The 16,856-nt window shown below is 72.5% G+C and carries 12 protein-coding genes; 9 read left to right on the top strand and 3 right to left on the bottom strand.

The window, feature by feature from the left end; translation table 11 throughout:
* Nucleotides 1-89: 89 nt before the first annotated feature.
* Together U5M74_RS04960 and U5M74_RS04955 are read right to left on the bottom strand one after the other, a co-directional pair.
* Nucleotides 90-611: a hypothetical protein gene (locus tag U5M74_RS04960; protein WP_410906698.1), complete on the bottom strand. Its 522-nt coding sequence runs from the start codon at nucleotides 609-611 to the stop codon at nucleotides 90-92.
* Nucleotides 612-1,070: 459 nt separating this feature from the next.
* On the bottom strand, nucleotides 1,071-2,906 hold the full coding sequence (locus tag U5M74_RS04955; RefSeq protein WP_410906696.1) for a glycoside hydrolase family 15 protein: 1,836 nt from the start codon (nucleotides 2,904-2,906) through the stop codon (nucleotides 1,071-1,073).
* Nucleotides 2,907-2,992: 86 nt separating this feature from the next.
* Here U5M74_RS04955 and U5M74_RS04950 point away from each other — a divergent pair, with 86 nt between their 5' ends.
* The gene (locus U5M74_RS04950) at nucleotides 2,993-4,423 is read left to right on the top strand and encodes an MFS transporter (protein ID WP_410906694.1); all 1,431 of its coding nucleotides are present in this window, start codon (nucleotides 2,993-2,995) and stop codon (nucleotides 4,421-4,423) included.
* 12 nt (nucleotides 4,424-4,435) lie between these two features.
* On the opposite strand, the gene U5M74_RS04945 is transcribed toward U5M74_RS04950, so the two are convergent.
* Nucleotides 4,436-5,137, bottom strand: coding sequence for a M23 family metallopeptidase (locus U5M74_RS04945; RefSeq protein ID WP_410906692.1), 702 nt, complete (start codon nucleotides 5,135-5,137; stop codon nucleotides 4,436-4,438).
* Nucleotides 5,138-5,403: 266 nt separating this feature from the next.
* On the opposite strand from U5M74_RS04945, the gene U5M74_RS04940 reads away from it, so the two are divergent.
* The 8 genes from U5M74_RS04940 to U5M74_RS04905 all read left to right on the top strand — a co-directional run bounded on the left by U5M74_RS04940 (nucleotide 5,404) and on the right by U5M74_RS04905 (nucleotide 16,790).
* Nucleotides 5,404-7,287, top strand: a complete 1,884-nt coding sequence (locus U5M74_RS04940; RefSeq protein ID WP_410906690.1) for a BCCT family transporter — start codon at nucleotides 5,404-5,406, stop codon at nucleotides 7,285-7,287.
* A gap of 408 nt (nucleotides 7,288-7,695) precedes the next feature.
* A complete protein-coding gene (locus U5M74_RS04935; RefSeq protein WP_410906688.1) occupies nucleotides 7,696-9,327 on the top strand; it encodes an ABC transporter substrate-binding protein in 1,632 nt (543 codons plus the stop codon).
* 139 nt (nucleotides 9,328-9,466) lie between these two features.
* On the top strand, nucleotides 9,467-10,393 hold the full coding sequence (locus U5M74_RS04930) for an ABC transporter permease (protein ID WP_069982685.1): 927 nt from the start codon (nucleotides 9,467-9,469) through the stop codon (nucleotides 10,391-10,393).
* A complete protein-coding gene (locus U5M74_RS04925; RefSeq protein ID WP_410906686.1) occupies nucleotides 10,386-11,342 on the top strand; it encodes an ABC transporter permease in 957 nt (318 codons plus the stop codon). The genes U5M74_RS04930 and U5M74_RS04925 overlap by 8 nt, the downstream gene beginning before the upstream one ends.
* Nucleotides 11,339-13,096, top strand: coding sequence for a dipeptide ABC transporter ATP-binding protein (locus tag U5M74_RS04920; RefSeq protein ID WP_410906684.1), 1,758 nt, complete (start codon nucleotides 11,339-11,341; stop codon nucleotides 13,094-13,096). Before U5M74_RS04925 ends, U5M74_RS04920 begins: the two co-directional genes overlap by 4 nt.
* 199 nt (nucleotides 13,097-13,295) lie before the next feature.
* A complete protein-coding gene (gene typA / locus U5M74_RS04915; RefSeq protein WP_410906682.1) occupies nucleotides 13,296-15,236 on the top strand; it encodes a translational GTPase TypA in 1,941 nt (646 codons plus the stop codon).
* Nucleotides 15,237-15,363: 127 nt separating this feature from the next.
* Nucleotides 15,364-16,350 (top strand): PIG-L family deacetylase, encoded by a 987-nt coding sequence (locus U5M74_RS04910; protein WP_410906680.1) that lies wholly within the window; start codon nucleotides 15,364-15,366, stop codon nucleotides 16,348-16,350.
* A complete protein-coding gene (locus U5M74_RS04905) occupies nucleotides 16,347-16,790 on the top strand; it encodes a DUF6113 family protein (protein ID WP_410906678.1) in 444 nt (147 codons plus the stop codon). Before U5M74_RS04910 ends, U5M74_RS04905 begins: the two co-directional genes overlap by 4 nt.
* The last annotated feature ends 66 nt before the right edge of the window (nucleotides 16,791-16,856 follow it).

The raw sequence follows: 16,856 nt of genomic DNA, 5'->3' as shown, positions 1-16,856 counted from the left end.
CGGCCGGCGCCTCCCCCGGGGGCCGTCCTGCGCGTCGCACGAGGAGGGGGCGGCCGGCGGCCGCCCCCTCCTCGCGTTGCCGGGACCTGTCAGAGGCCGGCGGTGCCGCGGTCGGAGCGGTCGTAGCCGTAGGCGTCGCGGCGCTCGTCGTCGCCCTCGATCTCCTTGGCGAGCAGGAAGGCGCCGACGGCCCACAGCAGGGCGCCGATCAGGCCGATCCAGACGCCGATGTCGACGCCGAGGTTGTCGCCGCGCTCGAGGCCGCCCATCGGGTTGATCCCGAAGGCCAGGCACTGCAGGGTCGCGGCGATGCCGACGGCCATCGTCACGAGCGTCAGACCGCGGTGCTGCCCGCGGCGCGCGCGCCGGGCCGCGTAGACCAGGGCGATCAGCAGGCCCAGGCCCAGGTAGGCGATGAAGGGGACGAGCGAGTCGGTCTCGTACCCGGTGCGGGGGTCGGCGTCCTCCTCGGGGTTCACCCAGTTGAAGAACGGCGCGACGTTGAAGATGACGATGCCGACGGCGGCGACCGCCAGCCCGGTCATCTTCGCCCGACGGGTGTCGTGCTCGACGTTGCGGCCGGGCGTACCCCGCGTGCCAGATGTAGCCATGGAGTGCTCCGTTCGTGTGCGGCAGAACCTCAGCGGGCGTCACGCTCGCATCCAGCCAGGTGACTCGCCACTCGAACCTGCGAGGCGTTGTCGCAGGTCAGCCGGGGGTGGCTTGAGGCGACGTCGCGGAGTGCGTTCCCAGTAGACGTCGCGGAGTGCGTTCCCAGTAGGTCGAGCGCTCGAGGTCGGTGCGGCCGCTTCGCGTCATGCCGGCGGGCAGGATGGCGCGTCGTGGGACCTCGGCGGGGGCGGGCGCGGAGCGGCTCGCGACATCGCGTGTGCTCGTCGGGGGACCGCGGTGTCCTGAGGCGGTCCGTGGCCGGAGCAATTCCGACACTACTCCGGCCGGAGCCGCGCCACACCTGCCCGCGGCAGGACTTTTCACGCCGACGGGTGCGGGGCGCGCCCCGGGTCCTCAGCGGTGGCCGCGAGCCGGGGCACCGGTGCGCGGCCGTCGCCTCACGGCGCCTGCTTCTCGAGCAGCCGGTCGAGGGTGAGCGCCGCGTCGATCAGGGCCAGGTGCGTGAACGCCTGCGGGAAGTTGCCGATCTGCTCGCCGGTCAGGGCGATCTCCTCGGAGTACAGCCCCAGGTGGTTGGCGTAGGTGAGCATCTTCTCGAAGATGACGCGCGCCTTGCCGAGCTGGCCGCTGCGGGCCAGGGAGTCGACGTAGGCGAAGGTGCACAGGGAGAACGTGCCCTCGCTGCCGCGCAGCCCGTCCGGGGAGGCCGCCGGGTCGTACCGGTAGACCAGGCTGTCGGTGACCAGCTCGCCGTCCATCGCGGCCAGCGTCGAGACCCAGCGCGGGTCGGTCGGCGCGATGAAGCCCGTGGTCGACATCCGCAGGAGCGCCGAGTCGAGGACGTCGGTGTCGTAGTGCTGCACGAACGCGCCGCGCCCCGGGTGCCAGCCGCGCTCCATCACCTGCGCGTAGATCGCGTCCCGCTGGGTGCGCCAGCGGTCCAGCGGCGCCGGGCGGCCGTGGTCGGTGGCGAGGCGGATGCCCCGGTCGAGCGCGACCCAGCTCATCACCCGGCCGTAGGTGAAGTTCTGCCGCCCGCCCCGGGTCTCCCAGATGCCCTCCTCGGGCCGGTCCCAGTTGTCGGTGAGCCAGTCCAGCAGCTCGCACACCGCGAGCCACCCCTCGTACCCGCCCGCGAGCCCGTGCTGGGCGGCGAAGTACACGCTGTCCAGCGCCTCGCCGTAGATGTCGAGCTGCAGCTGGTCGGCCGCGCCGTTGCCGATGCGCACCGGCGCGGACCCGCGGTAGCCCTCCCAGTGCTCGAGCACCTCCTCGGTGAGGTCGGGCGAGCCGTCGATGCGGTACATGATGTTCAGCGGACCGGTCTTGCCGCCCTGCTGCTCCTTGACGCGGTCGCGCAGCCAGCCCCCGAGCGCGGCGGCCTCCTCGGTGAAGCCCAGGCCGAGCAGCGAGTACACGGAGAACGACGCGTCGCGGATCCACGTGTAGCGGTAGTCCCAGTTCCGCTCGCCGCCGATCTGCTCCGGCAGGCCCGCCGTCGGGGCGGCGACGAGCGCCCCGGTGGGCGCGTAGGTCATGAGCTTCAGCGTGATCGCGGACCGGTGCAGCATCTCCCGCCAGCGACCGCGGTACGTCGACCGGCCCAGCCACCGCGTCCAGAACGCGACGGTCTCGTCGAACATCTGCTGGACCTCGGCAGGCCGCACCAGCCGCGCGGGCCGGGGAGCCGTGCCGGCCTCCAGCACCAGCCCGCGCACCTCGCCCGCCCGCAGGGTGAGCTCCGCGCGCACGACGCCGTCGCCGGCGTCCACCTGGGCCCGGGCGCCGTCGCCCTCCTCGCGGACCAGGTGCGCGGTCAGGGACGCCCCGTCGCTCTCGAACACGGCGCCGGTCTCGGTCAGGGAGGTGCGGTGCGCGGCGCGGCCGTAGTCGAACCGCGGGGCGATCTCGACGGCGAAGGTGATCTCGCCGCGGACGCACCGCACGATCCGCACCAGCCGGTGCGCGTCGGTGGCGACCTCCGGGTGGTCGACCGGCATGAAGTCGACGACCTCGCCGACCCCCGCCTCGGTCATGAAGCGCGTGACCAGCACCGCGGTGTCCGGGAAGTAGGCCTGGGTGCGGGTGACCGCCCCGACGGTGGGACGGGTGCTGAGGTGACCACCGCGCTGGTGGTCGAGGAGCGCGCCGAAGACGCTAGGCGAGTCGAACCGTGGCGCGCAGAACCAGTCGACGGTGCCGTCGGTGGCGACGAGGGCGGAGGTCTGCAGGTCACCGATCAGCCCGTGGTCGGCGATGAGGGGATAGTCCATAGCCCACACGCTCCGGTCGGCCCCGCACCGGGGGATCACCCCCGGCGGGTGATCCCCCGCGAGGCACCGTCGGGAGGCTGGGACCCATGGACGCTCAGGTGGGTCCCGGGACCGGGCAGGCGACGTCGTCCGCGCTGCGCCGGGCGCTCGTGCCGCTCGCGCTCGCGCAGTTCATCTGCAGCTTCGCCGGCTCGAACATGACGGTGATGATCAACGACATCAGCCGCGACCTGGACACCACCGTGCAGGGCGTGCAGCTGTCGATCACGCTCTTCCTGCTGGTCATGGCCGCCCTCATGATCCCCGGCGGGAAGCTCACCGACCGCTACGGCCGCAAGCGGTGCTTCCTCGTCGGGCTGAGCGTGTACGGCGTCGGGGCGGTGATCAGCGCGGTCTCGCCCGGGCTGCCGGTCCTGATCCTCGGCAACTCGCTGCTGGAGGGCGTGGGCACGGCGCTGCTCATCCCACCGGTGTACGTGCTGGTCACCCTGCTGTTCACGACGACGGTGTCCCGCGCGAAGGCCTTCGGCATCGTCAGCGCCGCCGGCGGCGTCGGCGGTGCGGCCGGGCCGCTCATCGGCGGCGTGATCACCTCGGCCGTCAGCTGGCGGGCGGCCTTCGTGTTCCAGGCGCTCGTCATCGTCGTCATCGTGCTGCTCGGCCGGCGCATCGAGGACCCGCTGCCCGCCGAGCCGCAGCGGCCGTTCGACCTCGGCGGCGCCGTCCTGTCCGCCGTCGGCCTGGTGCTGCTGGTCATGGGCATCATGGCGGCCGACGACAACCTCTGGCTGTGCCTCGCGCTGATCGCGGCGGGCGCCCTCGTGCTCGCGTGGTTCCTGCTCGCCACACGCGCCAAGGAGCGGGCCGGCAGGGAGCCGCTGCTCTCGCTGAGCCTGTTCCGCAACCGCACCTCGAACCTCGGGATGATCACGCAGAACGCCCAGTGGCTGCTGCTCAGCGGGCTGTCCTTCACCGTCGCGGCCTACCTCCAGGTGGTTCGTGGCTACGGAGCGATCGAGACCGGCGTCATCTTCTCGGCCACCACGGTCGGGCTCCTGGGCGCCTCCCTGGCCGCGGAACGCCTCGCGCGGCGCTCGCCCCAGCGCACCCTCATCGTCGCCGGGTTCGTCGTCACCGTCGCCGGCGTGGTGCTGCTCCTGCTGATGGCGCCCGGCGCCGCGTCGGCGTGGGCGGTCGTGCCGGGGCTCTTCCTCGTCGGCGTGGGCCTGGGCACCATGCTGACGCCGTCCGTCAACATCGTGCAGTCCGCCTTCCCGGAGCACGAGCAGGGCGAGATCTCGGGCCTCTCGCGCAGCGTGTCCAACCTCGGCTCGTCGCTCGGCACGGCCGTCGCGGGGACGATCCTCGTCGCCGGCATCGCCGCCACCCCGCAGCGGGCCTACGGCCTCGCGGTGGCCGCCCTCGCCGTCATCGGCTGCGTCGGCCTCGCCGCCGCGCTGGCCCTGCCGCGGTCGTCGGGCGTCCCCGTCGCCACCCGGGTGGCCGCGGGGCAGTGACCGGCGGGGCGGTCACCGCCGCTGCGGCAGGGGCGCGACGACGGCGCCCTCGGCCGGCACGCCGACGGCGCGCTCGTGCGGCTCGGGGTGCCCGCGGAGCCACTCGGCGTACCCGCGGAACGCGAGCGGCAGCGCCCGCGCGACGGAGGCGTCGGGGCCGTCGTTGACCTGGACGTGCACGTGCGGCTGGGTCGAGCTGCCCGAGTTCCCGCACCGGCCGAGCGGCTGCCCGGCGACGACGGCCTCACCCGGCCGCACCTGCAGCGACCCGCGCTGCAGGTGGACGAGCGTGACGTACGCGCCGGCCGCGGCGAGGGTGACGTAGTTGCCCGCGAGCGCCGCCGGCCCTCGCCGCAGCCGTGCGCCCTGGCCCAGGGCGTAGGGCACCAGGGTGAGCGCCGAGCGTCGCGCCTCGTGGTCGGGCTCGCCGTCGTGCGTGCGGACGACCACGCCGTCGGCGGGCGCCAGCACGGGCCGGCCCCACCCGACGAAGCGCTCGGGCGGCTCGGTGGCGAGGGCGGCGCGCCAGCCGCCGGCCGGAGCGGTGCGGTGCCGCTCGTCGACGCCGACGAAGTCGATCGCCCAGCGCGTGCCCATGAGGTCGGTGCCGTGGCTCGGGACCCGGCGGGCGGGGCTGTTCTCCACGAGCCAGCGGCCCGCGAAGGGCAGCAGCAGCACGACGGCGGCGTCGGTCGGCGGCGGTGCCGGGCTCATCGTGACGACGGTAGCAGGGCCACGCACGGGTCCTCCGGGGCGCGGACGGGGCCGGAGCGTGGCAGCGTGGACCGTGGCGCCGCCCGCCGAGCCGGCCCAGGTCGCGACGACCGCATCGATCCCGCCGCCGAGCGCGATCCTTGCCACATTCCGCCGCCGTTCTTTACCCCGTGCTACGGTTCTCCACCGGTAATTCACGTGATCGTCAGGGAAAGGACGCTAGAGGCGGCTGCACCACCAGAGAATCACCGTGGCTGCCGGGGATCATGAGCAATCCAGAAACGACCAGATCGCTGATCGAGACCCTCAAGAAGTCGACCGCCCGCAGGCCGCGCGCCCCGCGGTCCACCGGCACCGACTGGATCGTCTTCGGGGTGGCCGCCGCGGCCGCCGTCGCCTTCGTCGTGTGGGGCTTCGTGAGCCCCGACGGCCTCGGCGCGGTCGCGACGTCGGCCCTCGACGGCACCATCACCAACTTCGGCTGGCTGTTCGTCATCGCCGCCACGGCGTTCACGATCTTCGTCATCGTGGTGGCCGCCAGCCGGTTCGGGCGCATCCCGCTCGGCAAGGACGACGAGTCGCCGCAGTTCCGCACCTCGTCGTGGATCGCGATGATGTTCGCGACGGGCATGGGCATCGGCCTGATCTTCTACGGCGTCGGGGAGCCGCTGTACTTCTACATGTCGCCCCCGCCCGGGACCGTCGAGGGGCAGACGCCCGAGGCGCTCGCCACGGCCATGGGCACCACGCTGTTCCACTGGACGCTGTACCCGTGGGCGATGTACGCGATCGTCGGTCTCGGCATGGCGTACGGCACGTACCGTCTCGGCCGCACGCAGCTGTTCTCCTCGATGTTCACGTCGCTGTTCGGCGAGCGGGTCGTCAACGGCTGGGGCGGGCGCGTCATCAACGTGCTCGCCATCCTCGCGACGCTGTTCGGCTCCGCGTGCTCGCTGGGCCTCGGCGCGCTGCAGATCGGCGGTGGTCTGCAGGAGACCGGCGTCATGGAGACGGTCGGCACGTCGGTGCTGGTCGTCGTCATCGCCGTGCTCACGGCGCTGTTCGTCATCTCGGCGGCGTCGGGCATCGAGCGCGGCATCCAGTGGCTGTCCAACATCAACATGGTGCTGGCCCTGCTGCTGGCCCTCATCGTGTTCGTCGGCGGCCCGACGCTGTTCATCCTCAACGTGCTGCCCGACGCGATCGGCGCCTTCATCGGCGACCTGCCGCAGATGGCCTCGCGCACGGCCGCCGCCGGCGACGAGTCCCTCGCCGCCTGGATGTCCAGCTGGACGATCTTCTACTGGGCGTGGTGGATCTCGTGGACGCCGTTCGTCGGCCTGTTCATCGCCCGCATCTCGCGGGGCCGCACGATCCGTCAGTTCGTCACGGGCGTGCTGCTCGTCCCGTCCGTCGTCTCCACGATCTGGTTCGCGATCTTCGGCGGCGGTGCCATCGGGATCCAGGAGCGGGCGCAGGAGCAGGGGGACCGCGGGGCTGCGCTGGCGCAGGTCGTCGAGGGCGTGCCGGACATCAACTTCGACACGATCCTGTTCACCACCCTGGGCGCGCTGTCCGTCCCGTCCTGGGTGACCGTGGTGCTCATGGTGCTGGCGGTGCTGCTCGTGGCGATCTTCTTCGTCACGGGCGCCGACTCGGCCTCGATCGTCATGGGCGGGCTCTCGGAGCACGGCGCCGCCGAGCCGTCGCGCAGGTCCGTCGTCTTCTGGGGCGTGGCCACCGGCGCGGTGGCGGCCGTCATGCTGCTCGCCGGCGGCGACGACCCGGCGGCGGCGCTCAACGGCCTGAAGAACATCACGATCGTGTCGGCGCTGCCGTTCGTCGTCGTGATGCTCGTGCTGTGCGCCGCGCTCTGGCGCGACCTCTCGCGCGACCCGATGATGATCCAGGGCCAGCTCGCGCGCCAGGTGCTGGTCGAGAGCGTGGCGAGCGCCGTCGACCGGCACGACGGTGAGCCGTTCGAGCTGCGCACCGTGCCGGCGCCCGACCCCGAGCCGGTGGCCGAGCCCGAGCCCGAGGACGGGGTCCCGGGCGGCGCGACGCCGGACGGCGCGACGAACGGTGCGGCGGGCGGCGCCAGCGCCACGGGCGCCGGCGCGGAGGCCGACGAGGTCGACACCAAGGCCTGACGGTCCGACCGGTGCGGGCGAGGGGCGGCGGGAGCGATCCCGCCGCCCCTCGTCGCGTCCGGGTCGTCGCGTGCAGGTCGGCGCGTCCGGGGGAGGGGCCGGCGCCGCGGGAAGGTGCCGACCGAGGTGTGCGACAGGCCACTGACCGGGGCGTTTAGCGTTTCTGGCCGCGACGGCTACGCTTCTGGCCTTGCGACGCCGCTCGGCGTCGTGAAGAGCCTGTTACTTCCGCATACCGAGTCGATAACGGTCGGTACGGAAATCGGCAGGAACCGGACACTTGTCTCTCGGCTGGGCATACGCTCGGGCAGTCCGCATGGCGGACCAAGAGCGGCCTCGTACCGTCCACGGTGCGGGACGCCCGGACGACGGCAGCAGCGTGCCGCTGCCCCTTCTCGGAGGACACACATGAAGATCAGGCGTTATGCCGGCGTGACGACGTTCATCGTCGCCGGCGCGCTCGCACTCACGGCCTGCTCGTCGGGCTCCGGCGAGGGCTCGGACGAGTCCAGCGCCGGCGGCGCGAGCACGGGCGTGATCACCGTCTCCAACGGTGAGCCGCAGAACCCGCTCATCCCCACGATGACCAACGAGACCAACGGCTCGACGGCCATCCAGAACCTCTTCGCCGGCCTGGTGTACTACGGCGCCGACGGCTCGGTCCACAACGAGGTCGCCGAGTCGATCGAGTCGGACGACAACCAGACGTGGACGATCAAGCTCAAGGACGGCTGGACGTTCACCGACGGCACGCCGGTCACCGCCGAGAGCTTCGCGAAGGCCTGGGACTGGGGCGCGACCCTGTCGAACGCCCAGAACCTCTCGTACTTCTTCGAGCCGATCCAGGGCTTCTCGTACGACGAGGACTCCTCGCTCATCGAGGCCGGCGGCCTGACCGCCGAGGACGAGACCACCCTGGTCGTCAAGCTCACGCAGCCGGAGTCGGACTTCCCGACCCGCCTGGGCTACGCGGCGTTCTTCCCGCTGCCCGAGTCCTTCTACGAGGACACCGAGGCCTTCGGCGAGAACCCGGTCGGCAACGGCCCGTACAAGCTCGAGGAGTGGGCTCACAACGAGGCCATCACGCTGGTCCCGAACGAGGACTACGCCGGTGAGCGCACGCCGCAGAACGGCGGCCTCGAGCTGATCGCCTACACGCAGGAGGACACGGCGTACAACGACCTCCTGGACGGCAACCTCGACATCATCAAGAACGTCCCCTCGTCGGCCTTCCAGACCTTCGAGGACGACCTCGCGGGCCGCGCCGTCAACCAGCCGTCCGCCGTCATCCAGACGATGACCGTGCCGGAGTGGCTCGAGGAGTTCCAGGGCGAGGCCGGCCTGCTGCGCCGCCAGGCGATCTCCCACGCGATCAACCGCGAGGAGATCACCGAGACGGTGTTCGCCGGCTCGCGCACCCCGGCCACCGACTTCACCTCGCCGGTGATCGACGGCTGGACCGAGGAGATCCCGGGCAACGAGGTGCTCGAGTTCGACGAGGCCAAGGCCAAGGAGCTGTGGGCGCAGGCCGAGGAGATCTCGCCGGTCCCCGCGGACTACAAGCTGCAGATCGCGTCGAACGCCGACTCGGACCACCAGACCTGGGTCGACGCCACGTGCAACAGCATCAAGAACGTGCTTGGCATCGACTGCGAGTTCTACCCGTACCCGACGTTCGACGAGTTCCTCGACGCTCGTGACAACGGCGAGGTGCCCGGCATGTTCCGCGCCGGCTGGCAGGCCGACTACCCGGCCATGAGCAACTTCCTCGGCCCGATCTACGGCACGGGTGCCGGCTCGAACGACGGCCAGTGGTCGAACGCCGACTTCGACGCCAAGCTCTCCGAGGCGAACGGCGCCAGCACCCCGGAGGAGGCCACGGAGCTGTACAAGCAGGCCGAGGAGATCCTCTTCCAGACCCTGCCCGGCATCCCGCTGTGGTACTCCAACGCCACCGGCGGCTGGAGCGAGAACGTCGACAACGTCGAGTTCGGCTGGGACTCGGACCCGATCCTGTACCAGGTCACCAAGGCCGAGTGACGCCCGCCGTCGGGATGCGGTTCGCCCGCCCCCGACGGGAGGCCTAGGATCTGCCGCAAGGTGAGGCGGGGTGTGCCGTGCGCGCACCCCGCCTCCCCGCGTCCGGTCGCCGACCGGACCGAGCGAGGAGAACGAATCAATGCTGTGGTACATCGGCCGCAGGTTCCTGCAGGTGATCCCTGTGTTCCTGGGGGCCACCCTGCTCCTGTACGCCCTCGTGTTCCTGCGCCCCGGTGACCCCGTGGCCGCGCTCGGCGGCGAACGGGGCCTCGCGGAGTCGGTCCAGGAGGCGATCCGGGCCCGCTACAACCTGGACGAGCCGTTCCTCGTCCAGTACCTGCTGTTCCTCAAGGGCATCTTCACCCTGAACCTCGGCGTGACCTTCACGGGCCGCGAGGTGACCGACGTCATCGCCGAGGCGATCCCCGTCACCTTCCAGCTGGCCGTCATGGCGCTGGTCTTCGAGGCCGTGCTGGGCGTCGGCGTCGGCCTGATCGCCGGCCTGCGCAAGGGCAAGTGGTTCGACGCCACCGCCCTGGTGGTCAGCCTCGTCGTCATCGCGGTGCCGATCTTCGTGCTCGGCTTCGTGCTGCAGTTCGTCGTGGGCATCAAGCTCGGGTGGCTGCCCGTCACCGCGGGACGAGACCCCGACTTCGTCTCCCTGCTGCTGCCGGCGATCGTGCTCGGCGCGACGTCGTTCGCGTACGTGCTGCGCCTGACGCGCACGTCGGTGGCGGAGAACCTCAGCGCCGACTACGTGCGGACCGCCCGTGCCCGCGGCCTGAGCCGCGGCCAGGTCACCGGCCGCCACGTGCTGCGCAACTCCCTGATCCCGGTGGTGACCTTCCTCGGCGGCGACCTCGGCGCGCTCATGGGCGGCGCCATCGTCACGGAGGGCATCTTCAACATCCACGGTGTCGGCGGCACGCTCTACGACGCCATCCTCCGCGGTGAGAACGTCACCGTGGTGTCCATGACCACCGTGCTGGTGCTCGTGTACATCGTCGCCAACCTGCTGGTCGACCTGCTGTACGCAGCCCTGGACCCGAGGATCCGCTATGCCTGAGAACCGCCCCTACACCCCGCGCCGCGGCCAGGAGCACTTCGTCGCCGCGCCCGACGTCGTCACCGTCGCCGCCGTCGACGCCGTGGACACCGACGAGCGCCCCTCGAGCCTCTGGCGCGACGCCTGGCGCGACATGCGCCGTCGCCCGCTGTTCTGGATCTCCGCCGCCGTCATCCTGCTCGTGGTGACCGTGGCGGCGTTCCCGGGCCTGTTCACCAGCGTGGACCCCAAGTACTGCGTGCTGGCGAGCTCGTTCGACGGCCCGCAGCCCGGGCACTGGTTCGGTTACGACCGCCAGGGCTGCGACATCTACTCGCGCGTCATGTACGGCGCCCGCGCCTCGGTCCTGGTCGGCGTCCTGACGACGGTCATCGTCGTCGTGGTCGGCGGTCTGCTCGGCGCGCTCGCCGGCTACTACGGCGGCCTGCTCGACTCGATCCTGTCGCGCATCACGGACATCTTCTTCGCCATCCCGCTGGTGCTCGCCGCCATCGTGATCATGAGCGTCACCACGAACCGCACGGCGCTGACCGTCGCCATCGTGCTCGCGTCGTTCGGCTGGACGCAGATCGCCCGCATCACCCGCGGCGCGGTCATGAGCGTGAAGAACAACGAGTTCGTCACGGCCGCGCGGGCGCTCGGCATGAGCAAGGCGGGGATCCTGTTCCGCCACGTGCTGCTCAACTCGGCCGCGCCGATCATCGTCTACGCCACGGTGGCGCTCGGCACGTTCATCGTCGCCGAGGCCACGCTGAGCTTCCTCGGCATCGGCCTGCCCCCGTCGGTCGTGTCCTGGGGCGGTGACATCTCGAAGGGTCAGGGCTCGATCCGCACCAACGCCGACGTCCTGTTCTACCCGGCCGGGGCCCTGGCGATCACCGTGCTCGGCTTCATCATGATGGGCGACGTGGTGCGCGACGCCCTCGACCCGAAGGCTCGCAAGCGATGACGACGCAGATCCCCCTGACCGGCCAGGAGCCGGAGACGCAGGGCGCGGCCTCCCGCGCCACCGACCAGCCGCTGCTGGAGATCCGCGACCTCGAGGTCGCGTTCACCACGGGTGCCGGCGAGGTGAAGGCCGTCCGCGGCGCGAACCTCACGGTGTACCCCGGCCAGTCCGTCGCCATCGTGGGCGAGTCCGGCTCGGGCAAGTCCACCACCGCGCACGCGATCATCGACCTGCTGCCGGGCACCGGCACGATCACCGGTGGCTCGATCGTCTTCGACGGGCGCGAGCTCGTCGGCGTCGACCGCAAGGCGATGGAGGACCTGCGCGGCCGCGAGATCGGCATGGTGCCGCAGGACCCGATGTCCAACCTCAACCCCGTGTGGCGGATCGGCACCCAGGTCGAGGAGGCCCTCAAGGCCAACGGCTTCGAGGGCACCAAGGCGGAGCGCCGCGAGCGCGTCGCCGGCCTCCTCGCCGAGGCGGGTCTCAAGGACACCGAGCGCCGGGCGCGGCAGTACCCGCACGAGTTCTCGGGCGGCATGCGCCAGCGCTCGCTCATCGCGATCGGCCTGGCCGCCCGCCCGAAGCTGCTCATCGCGGACGAGCCGACCTCGGCCCTCGACGTCACCGTGCAGCGGCAGATCCTCGACCACCTCGAGACCCTGACCGCCGACCTCGGCACCGCCGTCCTGTTCATCACGCACGACCTGGGCCTGGCCGCCGAGCGCGCCGAGCACCTCGTGGTGATGTACAAGGGCCGGGTCGTCGAGTCCGGCCCGGCGCGCCAGATCCTCACCTCCCCGCAGCACCCGTACACCCAGCGGCTGGTCGCCTCGGCGCCGTCGCTGAGCGCGCGGCGCATCGAGGAGGCGCGCGAGGCGGGCGTGGAGGCGGTCGAGCTGCTCGCCCAGCACGCCGACGCCGAGAAGGTGCCGGGCGAGGACGCCGTCGTGGTCGCGAAGAACCTCACCAAGGTCTTCAAGATCCGCGGGTCGCGCCCCGGCGCGTCCACCGACTTCAAGGCCGTCGACGACGTGAGCTTCACGCTCGGGCGCGGGCGCACGCTGGCGCTGGTGGGGGAGTCGGGCTCCGGCAAGTCCACCGCGGCCAACATGGTCCTCGGCCTGCTCGAGCCCACGTCCGGCACGGTGGAGTTCGACGGCGTCGACGTCGCGAAGCTGTCGCCGAAGGAGCAGTTCGCCTTCCGGCGCCGCGTGCAGCCGGTGTTCCAGAACCCGTACGGGTCCCTGGACCCGATGATGTCGATCTTCCGGTCGATCGAGGAGCCGCTGCGCCTGCACAAGGTCGGCTCGAAGACCGAGCGCGAGGCGCGGGTGCGCGAGCTCCTCGACATGGTGGCGCTGCCGGCGTCGGCCATGCGGCGCTTCCCGAACGAGCTCTCGGGCGGCCAGCGCCAGCGCATCGCGATCGCGCGCGCCCTGGCGCTCAACCCCGAGGTGATCGTGCTCGACGAGGCGGTCTCCGCGCTCGACGTGCTGGTCCAGGCGCAGATCCTCGAGCTGCTCGGCGAGCTGCAGCGGGACCTGGGCCTGTCCTACCTGTTCATCACCCACGACCTGGCGGTGGTGCGGCAGATCGCCGACACCGTCGTCGTGATGCAGGACGGCCGGGTCGTCGAGCACGCCTCGACGGACGAGGTGTTCGAGCACCCCAAGGAGCAGTACACCCAGGACCTGCTCGCCGCGATCCCGGGTCGCGACCTCGACCTGGGGGTCGCGCCGCCGGCGGCCTGACGCCGGTCCGAGCACGCTGCGCACGCCGCGACGGCGGCCGTCCCCTCCGGGGGGCGGCCGCCGTCGTCGTGTGACGAGGTCTACGGGACCCGTCCGGGCAGGACCCGGTAAGATGGGAGGGCTGCGACGTAGCGACCCGACCCGATCGGCACCGCTCGCGACGGCTCCCCGCCTCCGACTCGAATCGAGAAGTCCTTCCATGACCGTGTCCACCGACACCGCCACGGCCCGCGCCGTCCGCTCCGACCTGCGCAACGTGGCGATCGTGGCGCACGTCGACCACGGCAAGACGACGCTCGTCGACGCGATGCTCAAGCAGGCCGGCGCGTTCGGCGCCCACCAGCACGTCGAGGACCGGGTCATGGACTCCGGCGACCTCGAGCGCGAGAAGGGCATCACGATCCTCGCCAAGAACACGGCGGTCCGGTACACCGGCCCGTCGGCGGCGGCGCACGGCGAGCCCGACGGCATCACGATCAACGTCATCGACACCCCGGGCCACGCCGACTTCGGCGGCGAGGTCGAGCGCGGCCTGTCGATGGTCGACGGCGTCGTGCTGCTCGTGGACGCCTCCGAGGGCCCGCTGCCGCAGACCCGCTTCGTGCTGCGCAAGGCGCTGGCCGCGAAGCTGCCGGTCATCGTCGTCGTGAACAAGGTCGACCGCCCCGACTCGCGCATCACCGAGGTCGTCGGCGAGACCACCGACCTGCTGCTCGGCCTGGCCTCCGACCTGGCCGACGAGGTGCCGGACCTCGACCTCGACGCCATCCTCGACGTGCCGGTCGTGTACGCCGCCGCCAAGGTGGGTGCCGCCTCGACGAACCAGCCCGCGGACGGCGGCCTGCCGGACAACGACAACCTCGAGCCGCTGTTCGCGACGATCCTCGAGAAGATCCCGGCGCCGACCTACGACGAGTCGATGCCGCTGCAGGCGCACGTCACCAACCTCGACGCCTCGCCGTTCCTCGGCCGCCTCGCGCTGCTGCGCATCTTCAACGGCACCCTGCACAAGGGCCAGCAGGTCGCGTGGGCCCGCCACGACGGCACGCTGACGACGGTGAAGATCACCGAGCTGCTCGAGACCAAGGCGCTGGACCGCGTGCCCGCCGAGTCCGCCGGCCCGGGCGACATCGTGGCCGTCGCCGGCATCGCCGACATCATGATCGGCGAGACGCTCACCGACCTGAACGACCCGCGCCCGCTGCCGCTCATCACGGTCGACGACCCGGCGATCTCGATGACGATCGGCATCAACACCTCGCCGCTGGCCGGCAAGGGCGGCAAGGGCCACAAGGTCACCGCCCGCCAGGTCAAGGACCGCCTCGACGCCGAGCTCATCGGCAACGTGTCGCTCAAGGTGCTCCCGACCGAGCGCCCCGACGCGTGGGAGGTCCAGGGCCGCGGCGAGCTCGCGCTGGCGATCCTCGTCGAGCAGATGCGCCGCGAGGGCTTCGAGCTCACCGTCGGCAAGCCGCAGGTCGTCACCAAGACGGTCGACGGCAAGGTCATGGAGCCGATGGAGCGCATGACGATCGACGTGCCGGAGGAGTACCTCGGCGCGGTCACGCAGCTGCTCGCCCAGCGCAAGGGCCGCATGGAGACCATGAGCAACCACGGCACCGGCTGGGTGCGCATGGAGTTCATGGTCCCGGCGCGCGGCCTCATCGGCTTCCGCACCCGGTTCCTCACCGAGACCCGCGGCACCGGCATCGCGTCGTCGATCTCCGAGGGCTACGAGCCGTGGGCGGGCCCGATCGAGTCCCGCAACACCGGCTCGCTGGTCGCGGACCGCGCCGGCGTGGTGACGCCGTACGCCATGATCAACCTGCAGGAGCGCGGCTCGTTCTTCGTCGACCCCACCCAGGAGGTCTACGAGGGCATGATCGTCGGCGAGAACTCCCGCAACGAGGACATGGACGTCAACATCACCAAGGAGAAGAAGCTCACGAACATGCGGTCCTCGACGGCCGACACGTTCGAGAACCTCGTCCCGCCGCGCAAGCTCACGCTCGAGGAGTCCCTCGAGTTCGCGCAGGAGGACGAGTGCGTCGAGGTGACGCCGGAGTTCGTGCGCATCCGCAAGGTGGTGCTGGACGCCTCCGAGCGCGCCCGCGCCGCCTCGCGCGCCCGCCGCGGCTGACCCGCAGGTGACGTCCCGCCGAGACCCGGGTGCCCGGGCGTATCCGCACGCCGGTACGCCCGGGAACCCGGGTCCCGGCGTCTCCGCCCCGGCGCACAGCCTGGAGCCCGCGGGCGGGCTGCTCGCCGTGCACGCCCACCCCGACGACGAGACGCTGACGAGCGGCGCGCTGCTCGCGACGTGGGCGGCGGCCGGCCTGCCGGTCACCGTGGTGACCTGCACGCGCGGCGAGCGCGGCGAGGTGATCGCCCTGCCCGGCACGACGTCGGAGGGCCTGGGGCACCTCGAGGGCGACGGGCCGAAGCTGGCCACCCACCGGGAGGGCGAGCTCGCCGCGGCGCTGGCCGCGCTGGGCGGCGGGGACGCCGCGGCGGTCGCCCACGTGTACCTTGACCGCGTCGCGGTCCCCGGTCTTGCGGCGCCCGGGGGCGACGTCCTCTTCGAGGACTCCGGCATGGCGTGGGTGGCGCCCGGCATCGCGGGGCCCGACCCGGCGGCGACGTCCGGGTTCGCACGCGTGCCGCTCGACGACGCCGCCGCCCGTCTCGCCGTCGTCGTGCGCGAGCGGCGGCCCGCCGTCGTCGCCACCTACGAGCCCGGCGGCGGCTACGGCCACCCGGACCACGTGCGGGCGCACGAGGTCACCGTGCGGGCCCTCGAGCTCGCCGCCGACCCCGCCGCACGGGTGGCCGGGCGGCCCCTGCCCGGCGAGCCGTGGACCGCGGCCCTGTGGCAGGCGGTCGCCCCCGAGGCCCACGTGCGTGCGGCGCGCCGCGCCCTGGCCGCCGACGAGGCCGCCCGGTCCCTCGCCGCCCGCGCCGGTCTCACGTTCGCCGACCCCGACGAGGCGCTGCCGCCGGTGGCCCGGCCCGCCGCCGCGCTCGGTGACGTCGTCGCCGTCGAGACCGCGCCGGTGCTCGGGCGCGTGCTGGCCGCGCTGCGGGCGCACGCCACGCAGGTGCAGCACGCCCAGGCGGCCGGCTCGGACGCCCTGCGCACGGCGGGCGTGCTGGGCTGGTACGCGCTGTCCAACGGCGTCCTGGCGCCGCTGCGCGCCCGCGAGACGTACACCGTCGGCCCGGCCCCGCGGCGCTCGGTAGGCTCGGCGCGATGAGCGGCGACCAGCACCCCGGCACCCGGCACGAGGCGGCGGCCGCGCACGGCGACGCGTCGGGCGCCCGCCGTCCGCGCGGCGCGGCCGACGTGCTCGGCGTCCTCGCCCGCACCCTGCTGGCGCTCGTGCTGGGCGCCGTGCTCGGCGCGCTCGGCACCGTCTCCCACCTCACCGCGTGGGAGGGCCTGCCGGCCGGGCTCGTGCTCGCGCTGGCGCTCACCGCGTCGACGGCGGTGCTCGCCCGCGCGTGGGCGGGCTACGGGACCCTGCTCGCGGCCGCGGTCGGCTGGCTCGTGGCGGTGCAGGCGCTCTCCGTCGAGGGGCCCGGGGGCGACGTGCTCGTGCCCGCGACGGTCGAGGGCCTCGTGTGGACCTACGGCGGCCTCCTCCTGTGGGGCGTGGCGGCCTTCCTGCCGCGTCGCTGGTTCGCCGACCGCTGAGCCGGCAGGTCCGGTCGCCGGGCCGCCTCGCGTGGGTCGCCTCGCGTGGGCCGCGCGCCGGGCCGG

Origin of the sequence: Puerhibacterium sp. TATVAM-FAB25, assembly GCF_046535855.1 — a bacterium.
GTDB lineage: Bacteria > Actinomycetota > Actinomycetes > Actinomycetales > Cellulomonadaceae > Puerhibacterium > Puerhibacterium variabilis_A.
The sequence above is the reverse complement of the archived record's forward strand: the minus strand, read 5'-3'. Positions and strand labels throughout refer to the sequence as shown.